This is a genomic window from Pseudochrobactrum saccharolyticum (assembly GCF_008801715.1).
In the GTDB taxonomy this organism is placed as follows: Bacteria; Pseudomonadota; Alphaproteobacteria; order Rhizobiales; family Rhizobiaceae; genus Pseudochrobactrum; species Pseudochrobactrum saccharolyticum.
In genome coordinates, this window is the sequence record NZ_VZPG01000002.1 from 53,547 (window position 1) to 71,956 (window position 18,410).

At 52.3% G+C, this 18,410-nt stretch carries 18 protein-coding genes and 1 pseudogene; 4 read left to right on the forward strand and 15 right to left on the reverse strand.

Annotated features, from left to right (window positions below):
• Nucleotides 1-4: 4 nt before the first annotated feature.
• A complete protein-coding gene (locus F7P81_RS06850; RefSeq protein WP_151159018.1) occupies nucleotides 5-829 on the forward strand; it encodes an inositol monophosphatase family protein in 825 nt (274 codons plus the stop codon).
• Between the two features lie 50 nt (nucleotides 830-879).
• Here the strand turns inward: F7P81_RS06850 and F7P81_RS06855 are convergent, their stop codons facing one another.
• The 9 genes from F7P81_RS06855 to purC form a co-directional block, all read right to left on the reverse strand.
• Nucleotides 880-2,169, reverse strand: coding sequence for a multidrug effflux MFS transporter (locus F7P81_RS06855; protein WP_151159019.1), 1,290 nt, complete (start codon nucleotides 2,167-2,169; stop codon nucleotides 880-882).
• 574 nt (nucleotides 2,170-2,743) lie between these two features.
• On the reverse strand, nucleotides 2,744-3,076 hold the full coding sequence (gene grxD, locus F7P81_RS06860; protein ID WP_022711528.1) for a Grx4 family monothiol glutaredoxin: 333 nt from the start codon (nucleotides 3,074-3,076) through the stop codon (nucleotides 2,744-2,746).
• Between the two features lie 157 nt (nucleotides 3,077-3,233).
• Complete coding sequence (locus F7P81_RS06865) at nucleotides 3,234-3,467, reverse strand: BolA/IbaG family iron-sulfur metabolism protein (RefSeq protein WP_022711527.1); 234 nt, start codon at nucleotides 3,465-3,467, stop codon at nucleotides 3,234-3,236.
• Nucleotides 3,468-3,667: 200 nt separating this feature from the next.
• Nucleotides 3,668-5,899 (reverse strand): phosphoribosylformylglycinamidine synthase subunit PurL, encoded by a 2,232-nt coding sequence (purL, locus tag F7P81_RS06870; protein WP_151159020.1) that lies wholly within the window; start codon nucleotides 5,897-5,899, stop codon nucleotides 3,668-3,670.
• Between the two features lie 101 nt (nucleotides 5,900-6,000).
• Complete coding sequence (locus tag F7P81_RS06875; RefSeq protein WP_022711525.1) at nucleotides 6,001-6,399, reverse strand: hypothetical protein; 399 nt, start codon at nucleotides 6,397-6,399, stop codon at nucleotides 6,001-6,003.
• Between the two features lie 198 nt (nucleotides 6,400-6,597).
• Nucleotides 6,598-7,248, reverse strand: coding sequence for a glutathione S-transferase family protein (locus F7P81_RS06880; protein ID WP_151159021.1), 651 nt, complete (start codon nucleotides 7,246-7,248; stop codon nucleotides 6,598-6,600).
• Nucleotides 7,249-7,341: 93 nt separating this feature from the next.
• Nucleotides 7,342-8,013, reverse strand: a complete 672-nt coding sequence (gene purQ / locus F7P81_RS06885; protein WP_022711523.1) for a phosphoribosylformylglycinamidine synthase subunit PurQ — start codon at nucleotides 8,011-8,013, stop codon at nucleotides 7,342-7,344.
• Nucleotides 8,014-8,186: 173 nt separating this feature from the next.
• On the reverse strand, nucleotides 8,187-8,429 hold the full coding sequence (purS, locus tag F7P81_RS06890; RefSeq protein ID WP_022711522.1) for a phosphoribosylformylglycinamidine synthase subunit PurS: 243 nt from the start codon (nucleotides 8,427-8,429) through the stop codon (nucleotides 8,187-8,189).
• Nucleotides 8,430-8,638: 209 nt separating this feature from the next.
• Nucleotides 8,639-9,403: a phosphoribosylaminoimidazolesuccinocarboxamide synthase gene (purC, locus tag F7P81_RS06895; protein ID WP_022711521.1), complete on the reverse strand. Its 765-nt coding sequence runs from the start codon at nucleotides 9,401-9,403 to the stop codon at nucleotides 8,639-8,641.
• Between the two features lie 314 nt (nucleotides 9,404-9,717).
• On the opposite strand from purC, the gene F7P81_RS06900 reads away from it, so the two are divergent.
• Both F7P81_RS06900 and F7P81_RS06905 read left to right on the forward strand, forming a co-directional pair.
• Complete coding sequence (locus F7P81_RS06900; protein ID WP_075654849.1) at nucleotides 9,718-10,038, forward strand: DUF1476 domain-containing protein; 321 nt, start codon at nucleotides 9,718-9,720, stop codon at nucleotides 10,036-10,038.
• A 162-nt stretch (nucleotides 10,039-10,200) separates the two neighbouring features.
• Entirely contained in the window at nucleotides 10,201-10,968 is a 768-nt protein-coding gene (locus tag F7P81_RS06905) for an HpcH/HpaI aldolase family protein (protein ID WP_170265237.1), read from the forward strand.
• Between the two features lie 39 nt (nucleotides 10,969-11,007).
• On the opposite strand, the gene F7P81_RS06910 is transcribed toward F7P81_RS06905, so the two are convergent.
• Nucleotides 11,008-11,556, reverse strand: a complete 549-nt coding sequence (locus tag F7P81_RS06910; RefSeq protein WP_151159023.1) for an alpha/beta hydrolase — start codon at nucleotides 11,554-11,556, stop codon at nucleotides 11,008-11,010.
• 330 nt (nucleotides 11,557-11,886) lie between these two features.
• Here F7P81_RS06910 and F7P81_RS06915 point away from each other — a divergent pair.
• A pseudogene (locus F7P81_RS06915) lies at nucleotides 11,887-12,684 on the forward strand (VOC family protein); the annotation flags it as partial.
• Nucleotides 12,685-12,841: 157 nt separating this feature from the next.
• On the opposite strand, the gene purB reads toward F7P81_RS06915, so the two are convergent.
• The 5 genes from purB to F7P81_RS06940 form a co-directional block, all read right to left on the reverse strand.
• Nucleotides 12,842-14,155, reverse strand: coding sequence for an adenylosuccinate lyase (purB, locus tag F7P81_RS06920; protein ID WP_075654851.1), 1,314 nt, complete (start codon nucleotides 14,153-14,155; stop codon nucleotides 12,842-12,844).
• Between the two features lie 94 nt (nucleotides 14,156-14,249).
• Nucleotides 14,250-14,927 (reverse strand): ribulose-phosphate 3-epimerase, encoded by a 678-nt coding sequence (gene rpe / locus F7P81_RS06925; RefSeq protein WP_151159025.1) that lies wholly within the window; start codon nucleotides 14,925-14,927, stop codon nucleotides 14,250-14,252.
• A 115-nt stretch (nucleotides 14,928-15,042) separates the two neighbouring features.
• Complete coding sequence (locus F7P81_RS06930; RefSeq protein WP_075654853.1) at nucleotides 15,043-15,966, reverse strand: lipid A biosynthesis lauroyl acyltransferase; 924 nt, start codon at nucleotides 15,964-15,966, stop codon at nucleotides 15,043-15,045.
• 88 nt (nucleotides 15,967-16,054) lie between these two features.
• Nucleotides 16,055-17,083, reverse strand: a complete 1,029-nt coding sequence (locus F7P81_RS06935) for a zinc-binding dehydrogenase (RefSeq protein WP_075654854.1) — start codon at nucleotides 17,081-17,083, stop codon at nucleotides 16,055-16,057.
• Between the two features lie 51 nt (nucleotides 17,084-17,134).
• A complete protein-coding gene (locus F7P81_RS06940) occupies nucleotides 17,135-18,409 on the reverse strand; it encodes a beta-ketoacyl-ACP synthase (protein ID WP_113944946.1) in 1,275 nt (424 codons plus the stop codon).
• Nucleotide 18,410 lies beyond the last annotated feature (1 nt).

The window sequence follows — 18,410 nt, forward strand, 5'->3', positions numbered from 1 at the left end:
GAACATGTTTGATCATCACGAGATTAACTGGCTGGCTGATTTGCTCAGCTCGACCGCTGATACTGAAATTCTGCCGCGATTTCGCCGGCTGGACAGTGGTGATATCCGCCAGAAAACCTCGGCTGCTGATCTGGTGACTGAGGCCGATGTCAATTCGGAAAAGGTGATCACCGCTGCGCTGCGTGAGCGCTTTGCTGGTGCTATGATCGTAGGCGAAGAAGCCTGCAGTGAAAATCCGGCACTGTTGAATGGTCTTAACTCTGCGGATCTGGCTTTCACCATTGATCCGGTGGATGGTACATTCAATTTCGCATCCGGTGTTCCGCTGTTTGGTGTCATGCTCTCGGTCAATATCAAAGGCGAAACTGTTGCCGGTATCATCTATGATCCGATGGGGCGTGACTGGCTGATCGGTGTTAAGGGGGCGGGCAGCTATATCCGTCGTGCCGATGGCAGTGAACATAAAGTGCGTGTTGCTGATGCGCCGCCATTGAACCAAATGACCGGTTGTGTATCTTGGCAATATCTGCCGGAGCCTGACCGTACGCTGGTTGCCGGTAATCAGGCGAAGTTTCTCTCGCATCTCGGTTATCGCTGTGCAGCGCATGAATATCGCGTGATTGCCACTGGTTCTGCGCATTTCGCGGTTTATAATAAGCTGATGCCTTGGGATCACCTGCCGGGCAATCTGATTCATCAGGAAGCCGGAGGTTATACTGCGCGGCTTGATGGCAGTGCTTATAAGCCGGGTCATGTGGATGGTGGTTTGATTATCGCGCCGGATACAGATAGCTGGCAGGCGATAAAGCAGACGCTGTGGCAGAAATAACGGTTCGCATTTATGAAAAAAGGCCGCTTAATGCGGCCTTTTTATTGGTTTTATTTCTCAATCATATGCTGTGGTGACGGAGATACCGCGCGGAACAATTTACCCTGTTCTGCAATCAGCACAAACACCATCGCAATGGCACCGACGATGAAATAGCCAAGCGCCATCGGTACAGTTGTGCCGTTGAAGGACTGGCCGATCAGCATACCGATGGCTGCACCGGTCAGCGACTGTACAAAGCCGAGAACGGAAGAAGCCGTACCGGCAACCTGACCAAGCGGCTCCATTGCCAAAGCATTGAAGTTACCGCCGATAGAGCCGAAGCAGAACATGATCAGTGCAAAGATCACGATATAAATCGGGAATGGCACTGGCCCTTCAAAAAATACCGACAGCAGGAACAACAGCAGGCTGAGGCTGATAAATGTAATCAGCAATACCTGCGAAATCCGCCGCATGCCGAAACGCCCGACCATCCGTGAGTTCAGGAAGGCAGACAGTGCCATGAAGGCGGCAACGGCAGCAAATGCCACCGGAAAGCCACGCCCCAGATTATAAATGCCGACATAAATCTGCTGGGCAGAGTTGATGAAGCCGAATAGCGAGCCGAGCATAAAAGATGCGGCCAGCGTGTAGCAGAATGCCACGCGGTTACCGATAACAATGCCGAAGCCGCTGATAATGGATTTGGCTGTGAAAGGACGGCGGTTTTCCGGTGCCAGAGTTTCCGGCATACGGGAATAGGCCCAGAAACCGATCACACAGGCAAATAAAGCCATAAAGCCGAAGATCATATGCCATTCGGAGAAGATCAGAATGACTTCGCCGGTTGCCGGTGCAATCACCGGAACGATCATGAAGACCATCATGGCAAGCGACATGATTTCAGCCATAGCACGGCCGGAATAGCGGTCACGCACAATCGAAACAGTCATGACGCGGGTAGCTGCGGCACCGATCCCCTGCAGGAAGCGCAAAACCAGTAGCATATTGAATTCCGGCACCCAGACGCAGGCCAGCGAGGTGACGACATAAATGCCGATGCCGATCAGCAGTGGCTTTTTACGGCCAAAACGATCACTGATCGGGCCATAAAGCAGCTGTGAGACTGCAAAGCCGAACAGGTAGACTGTAACGACATATTGGTGATGGTTCGGTGTCAGAACACCGAGAGAATTGCCGATTTCGGCCAAAGCTGGCAGCATGACATCAATAGCCAGCGCATTGATTGCCATCAGTGCCGCGATAAGGGCAATAAATTCCGGTCTGGATAATTTAAATCCGTCGGAGGCTTGATTGCCGGATGCAGATACCGCATCTGCAGGAAGTTCACTTTTCATCTTTTACATGCCTTGTCCGGCCGGAAATACGGTCGGAAAAATCTATTGCGGATCAGCAACCGGCAGACCGATGATGACACAATTTGCTATTGATGTGTCTGTGGCCGGATACTGAAGCGATGTTCCGCAAACCGCTGAAACTCGGATTGTTTACGGAACAGAGGTGTTTTGAATAGCGCGCAGGCAGAAACAGTCCGGTATCTGCCGAGCTATAAAGGGCGAAAGCCGTGCAGCCTCAAAACGGTTACAGGGGCGTCCGCAATCTTGTGACCTGAAACTTCAGGAAGGGCATTTACCGCAGCAATTCGATGCAGCCTTATGCAGGCGGTGCCGCAGATAAATACTGTTTGAAAATATTGATACCGGAAAAACTTTTCGCCGCATTCGTGAGATACTGCGCTCAAATTTCTGGCGAAGCAGTTTTACAGGCCGGTATATTCCAACATATAGGGATTTGCGCAGAGCGCAATCTGGCCGGAATGATAAATTCTATTTAATAGTTTAAATGAAAAAAAAACGGCAGAAGATCTGCCGTTTTTTGATAATCACATATTCGTGAAGTCTTTGCTGCGGATCAGGCTGCCTTGGTGGCAATGCCTTTTTCTGTCAGCAGAGCCTGCAATTCACCGGCCTGGAACATTTCACGCACGATATCGCAACCGCCAATGAACTCACCTTTTACATAAAGCTGAGGAATAGTCGGCCAGTTGGAATATTCCTTGATGCCCTGACGGATTTCGTCAGAAGCCAGAACATTGATGCCTTTGTAGTCAACGCCGATATAGTCCAGCACCTGAACAACCTGACCGGAGAAACCGCATTGCGGGAAATCCGGTGTGCCTTTCATGAAAAGCACGACATCGTTGTTTTTGACTTCATTATCGATAAGCGCAGTGATGCCGCTCATGGGAGTGTCCTTTCATTGCCGGCGGGACAAATTCCGCCAGAGTTAGGCTTTATAAATTGGCTGCTTTTTAAGCGATGCGGGAAACATCTTCCAGAACGCCTGTTGCCGCAGGGTATTTTGTGAGCCTGACTGCACTGCACTCAGGCTCAGTGAATTGTTATTCCGGTGCGCGGGTCTGCAATGCCAATGCGTGCAACACGCCGCCCATATTGCCGCCGAGGGCGTCATAAACCATCTGATGCTGCTGAACGCGGGTTTTACCGCGAAAGGCTTCCGCTACGACTTCGGCAGCGTAATGATCACCGTCTCCGGCAAGGTCGCGGATGCTGACAACAGCGCCGGGAATGCCTGCCTTGATCATGTCTTCAATATCACCAGGTGCCATAGCCATATTAAAATCCTCCGAGAGCATTTTTTCTGATCAGAGTGTGCCGCGACCGATCTGTTCTGTCGCGCCAGCTCTGTTTTTTTGTTTTAGCATCTTGTCCAAAACCTGTCTTAAGCTTTTGGGGATACTCTTCTTAAATTGGAGCCTGCGTCTCGGTGTTTCAAGACGCAGGCTCCGTTATTAACGGGTATTAAAATCTGGTTTCAGATTTCGCCGTTCATATAGTCAGGGAACCATGATTCATAGGCCTGATGCAACTGTTCAACAGATACAGGCTTTGCGGAACCGAGGATAACAGACTTACCACCGGTGCGACCGATAAATGGTGCTGCAATACCGGCTTTTTCTGCGCGGCTCTGTACCTGTGCCAGATTGGCTTCGGTCACGGTCAGCACATAACGTCCCTGATCTTCACCGAAGAAGGTGAGAACCGGATTATGGGCTGCCGGTTCATTAATGGTTGCGCCGATTTCGCCTTTGATAGCCATTTCAGCCACAGCCTGAGCCAGACCGCCCGATGAGCAGTCGTGAACTGCTGTGACCAGCCCATCTTCGATCAGGCCGCGAACGAAGTCGCCGGTCGCTTTTTCATGCGCCAGATCAACATGCGGAGCAGGGCCGTCGATGCGGTTGTGAACATCACGCATATAGGCGGACTGGGCAATATGTGTGCCCCAGCCTTCCGGTGCGCCTGCGAGCAGAATGGCTTCGCCTTCGCCTGCAAAACGGATGCGTGCCATTTTCGACCAGTCTTTGATCAGGCCAACGCCGCCGATGGTCGGTGTCGGCAGAATGCCCTGACCATTGGTTTCGTTGTAGAGCGAGACGTTACCGGAAACGATCGGGAATTCCAGCACGCGGCAGGCTTCGCCGATACCCTTGATCGCATGAACCAGCTGGCTCATGATTTCTGGACGCTCAGGATTGCCGAAATTGAGGTTGTCGGTCGAAGCAAGCGGTGTAGCACCGGTTGCTGTCAGGTTGCGCCAGCACTCGGCTACAGCCTGCTTACCGCCTTCAAACGGATCTGCTTCCACATAACGCGGTGTTACGTCGGAAGAGAAAGCCAGAGCTTTGGTTTCATGGCCGTCAACGCGGATCACACCGGCATCGCCACCCGGCAATTGCAGGGAGTTACCCTGAATCAGCGTGTCATATTGTTCATAGACCCAGCGGCGGGAAGAACCATTGGCAGAGTTGAGCAGCTTGATCAGGCTGTCTGCAATATCGGCAGCCGGTACATCATCGGCAGCCAGCGGTTTTGGTGCAACAGCCGGTGTCCACGGACGATCATATTCAGGCGCTTCATCGCCGAGTTCCTTGATCGGCAGATCGGCAACCTGTTCACCCTGATGGAAGACGCGGAAACGCAGGTCGTCAGTGGTTTTACCAACGATAGCAAAATCCAGACCCCATTTTTTGAAGATCGCCTGTGCTTCTGCTTCCTGTTCAGGACGCAGCACCATCAGCATGCGTTCCTGACTTTCAGAGAGCATCATTTCATAGGCGGACATCTGTTCTTCGCGCACCGGTACGGTGTCGAGGTTCAGTTCAATGCCGAGATCGCCTTTGGCGCCCATTTCAACAGCAGAGCAGGTGAGACCGGCAGCGCCCATATCCTGAATAGCGATAACCGCACCGGAAGCCATCAGCTCAAGGCAGGCTTCAAGCAGGCATTTTTCAGTGAACGGATCACCAACCTGAACGGTCGGGCGCTTTTCATCAATCGATTCATCAAATTCAGCCGATGCCATTGTCGCGCCGCCAACGCCGTCACGACCGGTTTTGGCACCGAGATAAACAACCGGCAGGCCAACGCCTTCGGCCTTGGAATAGAAAATCGCATCGGATTTTGCGAGACCCGCTGCAAAAGCATTGACGAGAATGTTGCCGTTGTAACGGGCATCAAATTCAACTTCACCGCCGACAGTCGGCACGCCGAAAGCATTGCCGTAACCGCCAACACCGGAAACAACGCCGGAAACGAGGTGACGGGTTTTCGGATGGTCAGGCTCACCGAAGCGCAGAGCATTCATGGCTGCAACCGGGCGGGCACCCATGGTGAATACGTCACGCAAAATACCGCCGACACCGGTCGCCGCGCCCTGATAAGGCTCGATGTAAGACGGGTGGTTGTGGCTTTCCATTTTGAAAACAACGCAATCGCCGTCATCAATATCGACAACACCGGCATTTTCACCCGGGCCCTGAATAACGCGCGGACCTGTTGTTGGCAGAGTGCGCAGCCATTTCTTGGAGGATTTATACGAGCAATGTTCGTTCCACATTGCCGAGAAAATACCCAGCTCCGTAAAGCTTGGCTCACGACCGATCAGGTCAAGAATGCGCTGGTATTCGTCGGGCTTGAGGCCGTGTGAGGCAATCAGTTCCGGTGTGATCGGGTAATCATTACGGATTGACTTTTTGCTGTCCATATCGGTGTCGCTGTCTTCTTTGATCTATGAGCCGGAGCTCGGATATGTGATAGGTTCGATGCTTAATTCTTATGTGCCGCCAGCTTCGCTGGCATATTCGGTTAGCAGCTTTTTTGTCCGGAAGCCCAGCGCGCTGTATCGCGCTCGATGCGTTCGGAAAGCGGGCTTTGCATTAACGGGCCGAAACGCTCCATACGTCCCGGATTGCCTTCTGCCTGCACAACCAGCAAAGGCCGGTCATTCGGGTTCTTTGCTGGGACGACGAGAATACGCGGTCGGCCGGTATAAGAAACCAGTTCCGGCGCCAGCGTATATTGGCGGAACTGAGGGTCGCCGGATTTAAACCAGCATTGTCTTGCACCAAGCGCCACGCGCTCCATGGTCGCCAAAGCCGTATGACTGACATTACCCGATGCGGGAGACGGGGATTTTTTAGACGCGAGACATCCGCTTAAAGCAACTGCGGACAAAGCCATTACAATTATATGCGCCAATTTCATAAAAGACTGAGCTCCGCAGGGGAAATGATTGTATGGTATTTCAGCATTTGCAAAGCCTGACTATTGTTTGTCAGGCTTTGCATATTTTAGGCTTTAGAGCGGTTTACCTCCAGATTGGATCATGGCGCTCGCTCTAAATTTTTTAGTGGTTGCATTATCACGGACGTCTAAGTTGTTCCAACTTGACTGTGAAATGCTTTAACTAGCTTTCGCCAGAGCTTTGCGGGCATCCTGCATTTCACCCAAAACGGCAGCGATTTCAGGAATACCTTCTGCATTGGTTTTATAGCCTTCAATATTCGGGCAATCGTCCAAAATTGTTTCAAAGCCTGGAAAACGACGCAGGCTTTCCAGCAGGAAGCGCGTTGGTGCAAGCCATGCATCCGCCAGTGTCACATGCTCACCCAATGCATATGGGCCGGAAGAAATACGGTCTTCAACGGTTTTTAGCGCATGGTGTACATGGTTGAAGACTTTCGCTGCTTTATCCGCAGGAAGCGGATTGGCAGGGCCTGCCAGCAAAACAGGGATGATCGACGGCAGCACATCCAGATCGAGCAGACGCATAATGATGCGAATTTGTGCGCGGTCTTTTGGATCAGCGGGCAGCATCGGTTTTTCAGGGAAACGCTCTTCCAGATATTCTGCGATCACAGAGGCTTCGAACAATGTCTCACCAGAACCGGTGACCAGCACAGGAATGCGGCGCATCGGGGAGATTTCACGGAAGCTCTCCGGCAGCGGTGGTCCGGCAGGCGCATCGATCAGTTTCAGCGGCAGGTCTTTGACCTCAGCAATAATGCGGATAAAGGCGCAGTAGGGTGATAAAGGCTTGTTATAGAGCTTCATAGTACTTCCTCCCGTTTTGCTGTTATGCAGGTCATGCTGCTGTAAAAGGAAATGCCCGCGCCGCGTTATTGCGCAAAGCGGGCATAACCTGATTTAGGAAGCCAGACGATCCAGTGCCGATGCAAACAGCGCGCGGCCGTCGGTACCGCCATGTGCCTGTTCGATCAGATTTTCCGGATGCGGCATCATGCCGAGCACATTGCCTTGTGCATTGGTAATACCGGCAATGTCATTGACTGAACCATTCGGGTTGGTGCCTTCCGCATAACGGAACACAACCTGACCATTGTCTTCGATCGATTTCAGAACATCGCTTTCAGCAAAATAATTGCCGTCATGATGGGCAACAGGGCTGCGAATGATCTGACCCTGTTCGTAACCGCGGGTGAAGACTGTCTGGTTATTGGCGATTTCGAGCTTTACTTCACGGCAAACGAATTTCAGCGAAGTATTGCGCATCAGCGCACCCGGCAGGAGACCTGCTTCGAGCAGAATCTGGAAGCCGTTGCAGACACCGATAACGCGCACACCGGCTTCTGCCTTTTTGCGCAATGCCTGCATCACAGGCATACGGGCTGCAATCGCACCGCAGCGCAGATAGTCGCCGTAGGAAAAGCCGCCCGGAATAACGATCAGGTCAACATCAGGAATTTCTGTGTCGGTCTGCCACACGGTCTGCGGAGCTTTGCCACCGATTTTTGTCAGTGCGGCAATCATATCGCGGTCGCGGTTCAGGCCGGGAAGAAGGATAACTGCTGATTTCATGGTGCAGATTACTTTCTTTTAATCCAACGCAGTAGCGGACGGATCGGAGCGGAAAATTATCAGCCGACGAACTGCCGGTAATCTGATTGCCCGTAAAGGCGGTTTCCGCTTTTCCTGCAACTGCTTTAATTACTCTTCATAATATGATGTCAGATGACATCAAAAGAAAGAGATCAGGCGATGTCGAAGCTGTAATCTTCAATAACGGTATTGGCGAGAAGCTTTTCGCACATGGCTTTCAGCTCGGCTTCAGCCTTTGCTTTGTCCGCAGTTTCAAGAACAACATCAAAAACCTTGCCCTGACGTACAGAATTGACGCCATCAAAGCCGAGGCTGCCGAGAGCGCCGACAATGGCTTTACCCTGAGGGTCGAGAACGCCGTTTTTCAGTGTGACGGTGACGCGTGCCTTAATCACTTTGTTATCCTGTATTTTAGAAGAGGGAATGTACAGTCTCCGCAGCGCGGAAATACTGCCTGAAAGACACAGCCCGGAAAGCGGCAGACTTCCCGGGCTGATTGCATAATTCTTTAAATCATTTTCGATTTAAAGATAAAATTATGCAACAATTTAAATGAACAGCGTCCTTTGCGCGCCTTAATTAAGGCGCGCGGCGCTGTTTGACGTTACTTGACCAGTGTCGGGCCGGTAGGGCGCGGCGGCTCGTTCTCGTTGATAATGCCGAGACGGCGTGCCACTTCCTGATAGGCCTCAACCAGACCACCCATATCACGGCGGAAACGGTCTTTGTCCATTTTCTCGTTGGTGGCAACATCCCAGAGGCGGGCTGAGTCCGGCGAAATTTCATCGGCCAGAACCACGCGCATCATGTCGCCTTCGAACAGACGGCCGCATTCGATTTTGAAATCGACCAGCTGAATGCCAACGCCGAGGAACAGGCCTGTGAGGAAGTCGTTGATACGGATGGCAAGTGCCATAATATCATCGAGTTCCGCAGGGCTTGCCCAGCCAAATGCAGTGATATGCTCTTCGGAGACCATCGGGTCATCGAGTGCATCGGCCTTGTAATAGAATTCAATGATTGAGCGTGGCAGAACGGTGCCTTCTTCAATCCCCAGACGCTTGGCCAGTGAGCCGGCGGCAACATTGCGCACAACGACTTCAAGCGGAATGATTTCGACTTCTTTAATCAGCTGCTCGCGCATGTTGACGCGGCGGATAAAGTGGGTCGGAATGCCGATCTTGTTCAACTGCGTAAAGATGTATTCGGAAATGCGGTTGTTCAGCACTCCCTTGCCATCAATCACTTCATGCTTTTTGGCATTGAAAGCGGTGGCATCATCTTTGAAAAACTGAATGAGCGTGCCTGGCTCCGGTCCTTCGTAAAGGATCTTGGCCTTGCCCTCGTAAATACGGCGGCGTCGATTCATGGGGTTTAGGAACCTCTGGGGTTTGCTGAGACCGTTTTGAGACGTCTCGTCTCATCCCGATGTTTCAGGAAGCGGCCACTGCAGCCGCAATGTCTGCGTTCCCTAGCGCAAATGATAACTTTTAACAATCATCCTTTATGCCGCTATGCTGTTTTTCAGCGATTGTTTTATGCTTTTTCTGTGCGCAGCCTCTGGTTGTGCCATTATGCGAACCCTATATGCCTAAAGCAGCCACGCATTATACTGTGATTTTGTTGCGGGCGGCGTATAATAAAGATCAAGAATAAACCGACTAACTGATATGTGAGGGACCTATGAGCGGAATGGACGAACGTCGCAATACATTCGAAAACAAATTTGCCCATGACGAAGATTTGCGGTTCCGCGCGATTGCCCGTCGCAATAAAATGCTTGGTCTCTGGGCTGCTGAAAAACTCGGCAAAACCGGAGAAGACGCACAGGCCTATGCCGGTGAAGTGGTGCGTGCAGATTTTGAAGAAGCCGGTGACGAGGATGTTATCCGCAAAATTACTGCTGATTTCAGTGCTGCATCCGTGAATGTCAGCGATGCTGAATTGCGTGTGCAATTGCTTGATTTGCTTGAGGAAGCTGCCAAGCAGATCAGCGCTGAATAATCAGTGCCTTTATAGATTTTCTGAAAAGCCGCACGGAACGCTCCGTGCGGCTTTTTTATTTGATGTTTACTGTGAAGCGCATAGACGCCTTTTTCATTGCGCTCTAAGGTGTCCGTCGGGAACATTCTGAAATATAAGATACATACAGGTGCATTCATGACAATATCACACTCTTTGGCCACCCGTTTGCGCTCCGGCGAAACGGTTCGTTCAGCATGGAGTACTATCTCTGATCCGCTTTTGTTGGAGAATATCAGCGCTCTGGGTTTTGATGCGGTGACGATGGATATGCAGCATGGTTCGCATACCGAGGCCAGCATCTGTCAGGGTATCGGTACAATAAAAGCCGCCGGTAAGCCTGCTATTGTGCGTATTCCAGTCGGTCGCTTTGATATAGCCAGCCGCGCTCTGGATTTCGGAGCCAATGCGGTGATTGCCCCGATGATCAATTCCGTTGAAGATGCGCAAGCCTTTGCCGCTGCCATGAAATATCCGCCGGTCGGTGAGCGCTCATGGGGGCCGCTGCGCAGTGATATCAGCTACGGGCAGGCCGGTTCCAATGAATATTTGCTCACGGTCAATCAGGAAACATTGAGTTTTGCGATGATCGAAACCCGTGCAGCCTATGAGGCACTGGATGATATTCTGGCCGTGCGCGGAATTGATGGTGTGTTTGTCGGGCCTGCAGATTTTTCAATTGCATGGAGCAATGGTCGTGAAGCTAACCCGCTTTCCGAGGATATTGTTGTGCCGCTGACGCGGATTGCGCAAAAAGCAGCCGCAAGCAACAAGCTGGCCGGAATTTATGCGCCCAACAGCGCATTCGCCAAACGGTATAATGCTCTCGGCTTCCGTTTCATAACACTGGCCTCGGATCGGGGCTATCTGGCCGCCGGTGCATCGGCAATGCTTAAAGCATGGGACGAGTGATGAGATAATAAAAAAGCCGCTTTTAAGCGGCTTTTTCTTTCAGAGCTTGGACAGAAACTGGGTGAAGACCATGGTGCCTTCAGGCCATGGGCCATGTCCGGATTCCGCATTAATGTGACCGGCTTCACCGGCATCAATCAGCAGTGAGCCCCATGCATTTGCAATATCTTCGGCCGACTCAAATTTTGAGAACGGATCATTGCGGCTGGCAATGGTGATGGCCGGAAACGGCAGACGCTCGCGCGGATAGGGGCCGAAAGTCATCAGATGTTTCGGACGAATCGTTTCATCCAGCACATCCGGTGGCGCGACGAAAAAGCCGCCGGCAACCTTGTCTTTGATATGCGGAATAGCATGCACAGCTGTTGGCACACCCAGCGAATGCGCGACCAGCACGACAGGCTTAGTGGCTTCCTCAACATGCTTGATGAGGGAAGCAACCCAGTCTTCGCGAACAGGCTTTGACCATTCTGCCTGCTGCACACGGCGGGCGGTGGAGAGTTTATTCTCCCAGCGTGTCTGCCAGTGGTCAGGACCGGAATTGGTGTAGCCGGGAATGATGAGGATATCTGCGTCTTTAACTTTCATATGCCTGATTTACTCTGCCTGAAGCGTTTATTCAATATTGCTTCTGCGTATCTCTGCCTGGCGGAGAGCGCAGTTTTCACTGCCATTCATATTATTATTCAGAGACATATTTTAAAGATGATGCCGTAAATTGTTTCATCTCAGTGGACAGTTTTGCGATTTCTGCGGCGATTGTATTTTATTTTGTGAACAGCGTGTTTGCCGCTCTGTGTATTGCAACTTGTCCGGCGACGAGCGATTTATAGGTTATCTGAAAGTAACCGCTAAGCCTGTTATTGCTGTCGGCAGACAATTCCGCGGTGCAGAAACGGGGATGAAATTATGACAAGATTACCATTTGCAGTGACACGTCCGGCTTATGTTGAACGCGTCGGGCTGAAGTCGCGCGATGCTGAAACGCTGGCGCAATATTATGAAAATATTGTCGGTCTGCGTGAAATGGCACGTCGCGGCTCCTCGATTATTCTTGGTGCAGGCGGGCGGGAATTGCTGGAGATTGAACAATCTTCGGCTCTGAAGCCGGAAGATCCGCGCAGTGCCGGTTTGTTTCATACCGCGTTTCTGCTGCCGGAACGCGCGGATCTGGCGCGCTGGATACGTCGCGCTATCGACAAACAGCTGCCGGTTGCCGGTGCATCCGACCATGCGGTGAGTGAAGCTGTGTATCTGACCGATCCGGATGGCAATGGTATTGAGATATATACCGACCGCGCGCCTGATACATGGAAGTGGAACGGCGATCAGGTGCATATGGTGACCGATGCCATGGATGTGAATGGTCTTTTGCAGGAATTGAACAATGCGCCGTCTGAGTGGACAAAAGCGCCGGAAGGTACGGTTGTCGGCCACGTGCATCTGCGTGTCGGGCAAATTCAGCCTGCGGATGACTGGTGGCATGATGAACTGGCATTCGATACCGTAGCAAAATACGGCTCAAAAGCTGTGTTTCTGTCTTCCGGTGGTTATCACCACCACATTGCCAATAATATCTGGCAGAGTGCTGGCGCCGGTAAACGTGATCTTGACCGCAGCGGTCTGTCTTTTGTGCAGATCAATGATACGCGTGATGTAAAAACGCGCGTGATTGATGATCCGTGGGGGAATGAAATCCGCGTCAACAAAGTATAAATGTCTGACCCAAAAGCCACCCGACTTGGCTGCAAATGGCGTCTGCCGCTTTTTGATTCAGACATTGGTCGCCTCTATGCAAAAAAAAGCCCCGCCTGAAAATCTCAGACGGGGCTTTTAATTGCTTGAATATAAGCTCGATTATTTAAACACGGTATTATTTTGCTTGCGTGTTAAACACGCGGTTGAAAATCGTATCAACGTGTTTGGTATGATAGCCGAGGTCGAATTTCTCGCGGATCTGCTCTTCGGAGAGTGCTGCGCGGACTTCCGCATCGGCCAGCAGTTCTTCGAGGAAGTCTTTGCCCTGTTCCCATACCTTCATCGCATTGCGCTGAACGAGGCGGTAGGAATCTTCACGAGATACGCCGGCCTGAGTGAGAGCCAGCAGCACGCGCTGCGAATGCACCAGACCGCGGAACTTGTTCAGGTTGTTCATCATGTTTTCAGGATAAACAAGCAGCTTCTCAATTACGCCGGTCAGACGGGCAAGGGCGAAGTCGAGCGTGATCGTCGCATCAGGGCCGATCATACGTTCAACGGAAGAGTGCGAAATATCGCGCTCATGCCACAGAGCCACGTTTTCCATCGCAGGCAGCGCCATGGAACGAACCATGCGGGCAAGACCGGTCAGGTTTTCTGTCAGCACAGGGTTGCGCTTATGCGGCATTGCCGACGAACCCTTCTGACCCGGTGAGAAATACTCTTCGGCTTCCAGCACTTCTGTGCGCTGCAGGTGACGAATTTCAACAGCCAGACGCTCAACAGAAGACGCGATAACCGCCAGAACCGAGAAATACATCGCATGACGGTCGCGCGGGATAACCTGTGTGGAAACCGGCTCGGCTTTCATGCCGAGCGACTTGGCAACATGTTCTTCGACGCGCGGGTCGATATTGGCGAATGTGCCAACCGCACCGGAGATAGCGCAGGTTGCGATTTCTTCGCGTGCAGCAACCAGACGGGCGCGGCAGCGTTCAAATTCCGCATAGGCCAGTGCCATTTTAACGCCGAACGTAATTGGTTCAGCGTGGATACCATGGCTGCGGCCAATGGTGATGGTGTCTTTATGTTCGTAAGCGCGGGTTTTCAGCGCTGCCAGCAGCTTGTCGAGATCAGCGAGCAGCAGGTCGCTGGCACGCATCAGCTGGACGTTGAAGCAGGTGTCGAGAACGTCCGACGAGGTCATGCCCTGATGGATGAAGCGGCTGTCAGGACCGACAAATTCAGCCAGATGGGTGAGGAATGCGATCACGTCATGTTTGGTGACAGCTTCGATCTCATCAATACGGGCAACGTCAAATTTCGCCGCGCCGCCTTTTTCCCAGATGGTTTTCGCGGATTCTTTCGGGATAACGCCGATTTCAGCCAATGCATCACAGGCGTGAGCTTCAATCTCAAACCAGATGCGGAATTTGGTTTCCGGCGACCAGATGGCAACCATTTCAGGGCGGGAATAGCGCGGGATCATGTGCGTTTCCTAAAGTGTATTAGACGGGAGAACCGGTGAACCGGTCGTTTTAAAAATTTCAGGCGGATATTGCTATCCGCCTGTCAGAATTCAATTAAGCGCGGCCTTGCTCCGCAGCCTTGCGGATCGCCTCGACATTGGTGCGGTAACCTTCAAGATTGCCGGCCTTATAAATGGAGGAACCGGCCACCAGAGAATTGGCACCGGCTTTGGCTGCAGCACCGGCATTCTCAGCGGTAACACCACCGTCAATCTGCAAATCAATCGGGCGGTTGCCGATCAGTGCATTGAGCTGTTCGATTTTCGGCAGCATGGAGGTGATGAATTTCTGACCACCAAAGCCCGGATTGACGGTCATTGCCAGAATGAGATCAACGTCATCAATCACATTTTCCAGCACCGAAGCAGGCGTGCCCGGATTGATCGCAACACCGGCTTTTTTACCAAGATTGCGAATGGCCTGCAGTGAGCGGTGCAGGTGAGGGCCTGCCTCTGCGTGAATGGTGATGATGTCCGAACCGGCCTTGGCAAATGCTTCCAGATAAGGATCGCAAGGTGCAATCATCAGATGGGTATCAAACACTGCATCTGTATGCGGGCGAATTGCCTTTACCACATCCGGACCAAAAGTGATGTTTGGTACAAAATGACCGTCCATCACGTCGATATGAATCCAGTCTGCACCGGCAGTCACAACATCTTTGATTTCCTGACCAAGCTTGGAAAAGTCAGATGCGAGAATAGAAGGTGCAATGATAATCGGGCGGGACATGAGGAGATCCTTGTTTCTAAGCCTTGAGCGAGGCTCTGTTCCGTTTGCAGGCGGTTAGCACGCTATGCGCATCCATACAAGTTTATGTGAAGTCGCATGTGCCTAAAGTCATGGATTAGCCCCAACGTTTGTGGAACCACATCCATTGTCCCGGATATTCACGCACCCAGCCTTCAACCGTGTCGTTGAGCAATTGGGCAGTGGCAGCAATATCCACCTGACCATTTGCATCACGCGGCAATTCCATCGCCTCCGATAATTCCAGACGGTAGCGACCGCCAGGCAGGCGGATACAGCGTGCCGGATAAACATCACAATCATATTGACGCGCAAGTTTGGCCAAAAGCGGATTGGTCTTCACCGGCAGGTTGAAGAATGTGCTCGGCACGCCGCGGGCGAACTTCTGGTCAACCAGCATACCCACATTGTCATCTTGTCCCAGCACCGCAGCGAGTGACCATGCAGCACCGGCCTTGGACGGCACCAGATGCCCCATATTGGTGCGGCGGGCCTTCAGCACTTTGCGGGCGATGAACGGATTATTCGGCGGACGGAACAGCGCGGTAACATTGAGGCCGAAAGTTGCGGCGCAAATCGGCAGTAGCTCAAAATTACCGGTATGTGCGGTGAAGAAAATATGCGGCTTTTTCTCATCGAGCAGACGGCGGAAAATCTCTTCGCCTTCTACTTCAATCAGGCCTTTTTCTTTCGCGTCAGGATCAAAATCGAAGATCGCATCGAGAAACACATATTCAGCCAGCAGACGCGCCATGCTGTCCCACATTTCCAGCGCGATTTCTTCAATCTCCTGAGGGGATTTTTCCGGATAGGCATTGGCGAGATTGCGTGTTGCCACTTTATGACGTGACGACAGCGGGCCGATTTTGCGGGCAACCCAAGCGGAAAACCGGATGGCGGCTTTGGCAGGCAGCAAACGAAGCAGCGCCAGCAAAATGAAGACTGCCTGCGCCCACAGCCAGTAATTGGCAATTTTCAGCTTTTGCCAATATTTGAACGCAAGGAGTTTCAGCTTGAACATGTGGTGCCTTAAGTCTTGATAAATTTACAGCGACCTGTGCGTTAAAACACAGGGCGCTGCAAGATAATCCGCATTGATAAATTGAGGATCAGTCAATTTTCAGAATGATTTTGCCGAAGACGTCACGGGTTTCCATGCGCTTCAGGGCTGTGTCGATATCTTCAAAGCCGACCACAGTATCAATCACCGGAGAGACAATGCCCTGAGCCATTTTCTGCATGGCATCGGCCATGTTTTCCATGCGGCAGCCGAAGGAGCCGAGCAGTTTGAGCTGCTGCTGGAACAGCATCATCAGGTTCATATTTGTCGAAACACCGGAGGTGGAGCCACAGGTTACCAGACGGCCGCCGCGCTTCAGCGACAGCATGGAGCCAGCCCATGTATCGGCACCAACATGCTCAAATACCACGTCGACGCCTTTTTTCTTGGTGAGCTTGCGCATAACACCTTCAAAACGGTCTTCACGGTAGTTGATAACGTGATCGGCACCGAGCGCCTTGGCTTTTTCGATTTTGTCGTCTGAACCAACTGTGGTGTAGACGGTGCAACCCATTTTCTTGGCCAGCTGAATAGCAGCGGTACCAATACCGGAACCACCAGCCTGAATAAGAATGCTTTCACCCGGCTGCAGCTTGGCATTGTCGAACAGCATATGTTCAACGGTACCGAAAGTGACAGGGGCAACAGCCGCACCGATTGCATCAACACCCGGAGGTGCAGGGATCAGCAGGCGTGCTGGCAGATTAACAGCCTCACAGGCAAAACCGTCAAGGTGGAAGCCATGAACACCGGAAACATGTTCGCAAAGATTGTCGCGGCCTTCGCGACAGGCTTTACACAGACCACAGGTGCGTGCGCCGTAGATTGACACCAGCTGACCCGGCAACACATTGGATACGCCTTCGCCGATTGCGGTGACGACGCCGGATGCTTCCGCGCCGATGACCAGTGGCATTTTGCGTTTGGCAAAAGCCATGCCACGCCAGCCCCATACGTCGATATGGTTGAGGGCAACCGCTTTGATATTGACGGTAACTTCACCAAAGCCCGGCTTTTCGGGAGCCGGAATGTCGGTGATTTCCAAGCGGCGGTCATCGAGGAGCTGTAATGCGCGCATGTTTGAGTTCTATCCTTATTAAATTTTGAGTGCCTGATCGGAGTTGCGCGCTTATTGATGCGCTGCAACCACGAGGCTGGCATTCTGACCGCCAAAGCCGAAAGAATTCGACAGAATGGCAGTAACATTGGCATCCCGTTTTACATTCGGCACCACGTCAAGCGCGATAGCCGGATCAGGATTGTCGTAATTGATGGTCGGCGGCAGTGTGCCTGTCTGAATGGTCAGCAGCGAGAACACGGCTTCAATCGCACCGGCAGCAGTCAGCGTATGACCGATCATCGACTTGTTGGACGAGACCGGAATTGAGCTGATGCGTTCACCGAAGACGGAGGACAGAGTGTGATACTCCATCTTGTCATTTTCCGGTGTCGATGTGCCATGTGCGTTGACATAGCTGATATCGTCAATGGTCAGGCCTGCATCATCCAAGGCTGCGCGCACAGTGGCGATAGCCGGTGAAGCGTCAGGGCTGGAACGGGTACGGTGGAAATCATCCGCTTTTTCGCCGCAACCTTTGAGAATGCCGAGAATTTTTGCACCACGGGCAATGGCGCTTTCCAGCGATTCCATCACCAGCGCGCCGGAGCCTTCAGCCATAGCAAAACCGTCACGGTCTTTGCTGAATGGCTTGGAAGCCTTGTGCGGCTGGTCATTCTGCGTGGAGAGAGCGGAGAGCAACGAGAAGCGGATCAGTGCTTCAGCGGAAACAGAACCGTCTGTGCCGATGGCCAGAACGCGGTCGCTCTCGCCACGACGAATGGCTTCAACGCCGGACTGAATAGCAGTAGCACCGGATGCGCAAGCGGTGGACATAGTCACCGGCAGGCCGCGCGTGCCGAAAATATCTGCCAGACGCTCGGCAATATAGCCGAACTGCGTGGTGTTGAATTCGTCCATACGCGGATTGTTGCGGCAGGCTTCGAGCAGCAGCTGATAGCTTGGCTCACCCTGATTTTTCACCAGAGCATCCAGCGCAAAGCGGCTTTTCCAGTCGAGTTCAACCGGTGGCGCTGCCAGAAACAGCGGGCCGCCGAAATCGGTGACCGACAGGCCGGACTGGGCAATGGCTTCTTCACCGGCGAGACGTGCCAATTTTTCAGACAGAGCAGATGCGCCGATTGTGCTTTCCGGCAGAAAATCAACAGTACCGGCGATGCGGGTCTTGAGATTTTCTGTTGGGAAGCGGTTGATTTCGTGAATACCGGACTGACCGCCGGTCAGGGCATTCCAGTTATCTTCCTTGCCGGTTCCCAGCGGGGAAACAACACCGGCACCGGTAATGGCTACGAGAGGGCGGCCGAGATGATCGGTAAATTTTGACATG

Excerpts from the sequence above, each read along its gene's own strand:
- F7P81_RS06850 (WP_151159018.1), top strand. The coding sequence starts at position 5 with ATGTTTGATCATCACGAGATTAACTGGCTGGCTGATTTGCTCAGCTCG.
- F7P81_RS06855 (WP_151159019.1), bottom strand. The coding sequence starts at position 2,169 with ATGAAAAGTGAACTTCCTGCAGATGCGGTATCTGCATCCGGCAATCAA.
- grxD (WP_022711528.1), bottom strand. The coding sequence starts at position 3,076 with ATGAGCGGCATCACTGCGCTTATCGATAATGAAGTCAAAAACAACGAT.
- F7P81_RS06865 (WP_022711527.1), bottom strand. The coding sequence starts at position 3,467 with ATGGCTATGGCACCTGGTGATATTGAAGACATGATCAAGGCAGGCATT.
- purL (WP_151159020.1), bottom strand. The coding sequence starts at position 5,899 with ATGGACAGCAAAAAGTCAATCCGTAATGATTACCCGATCACACCGGAA.
- F7P81_RS06875 (WP_022711525.1), bottom strand. The coding sequence starts at position 6,399 with ATGAAATTGGCGCATATAATTGTAATGGCTTTGTCCGCAGTTGCTTTA.
- F7P81_RS06880 (WP_151159021.1), bottom strand. The coding sequence starts at position 7,248 with ATGAAGCTCTATAACAAGCCTTTATCACCCTACTGCGCCTTTATCCGC.
- purQ (WP_022711523.1), bottom strand. The coding sequence starts at position 8,013 with ATGAAATCAGCAGTTATCCTTCTTCCCGGCCTGAACCGCGACCGCGAT.
- purC (WP_022711521.1), bottom strand. The coding sequence starts at position 9,403 with ATGAATCGACGCCGCCGTATTTACGAGGGCAAGGCCAAGATCCTTTAC.
- F7P81_RS06900 (WP_075654849.1), top strand. The coding sequence starts at position 9,718 with ATGAGCGGAATGGACGAACGTCGCAATACATTCGAAAACAAATTTGCC.
- F7P81_RS06910 (WP_151159023.1), bottom strand. The coding sequence starts at position 11,556 with ATGAAAGTTAAAGACGCAGATATCCTCATCATTCCCGGCTACACCAAT.
- purB (WP_075654851.1), bottom strand. The coding sequence starts at position 14,155 with ATGATCCCGCGCTATTCCCGCCCTGAAATGGTTGCCATCTGGTCGCCG.
- rpe (WP_151159025.1), bottom strand. The coding sequence starts at position 14,927 with ATGTCCCGCCCGATTATCATTGCACCTTCTATTCTCGCATCTGACTTT.
- F7P81_RS06930 (WP_075654853.1), bottom strand. The coding sequence starts at position 15,966 with ATGTTCAAGCTGAAACTCCTTGCGTTCAAATATTGGCAAAAGCTGAAA.
- F7P81_RS06935 (WP_075654854.1), bottom strand. The coding sequence starts at position 17,083 with ATGCGCGCATTACAGCTCCTCGATGACCGCCGCTTGGAAATCACCGAC.
- F7P81_RS06940 (WP_113944946.1), bottom strand. The coding sequence starts at position 18,409 with ATGTCAAAATTTACCGATCATCTCGGCCGCCCTCTCGTAGCCATTACC.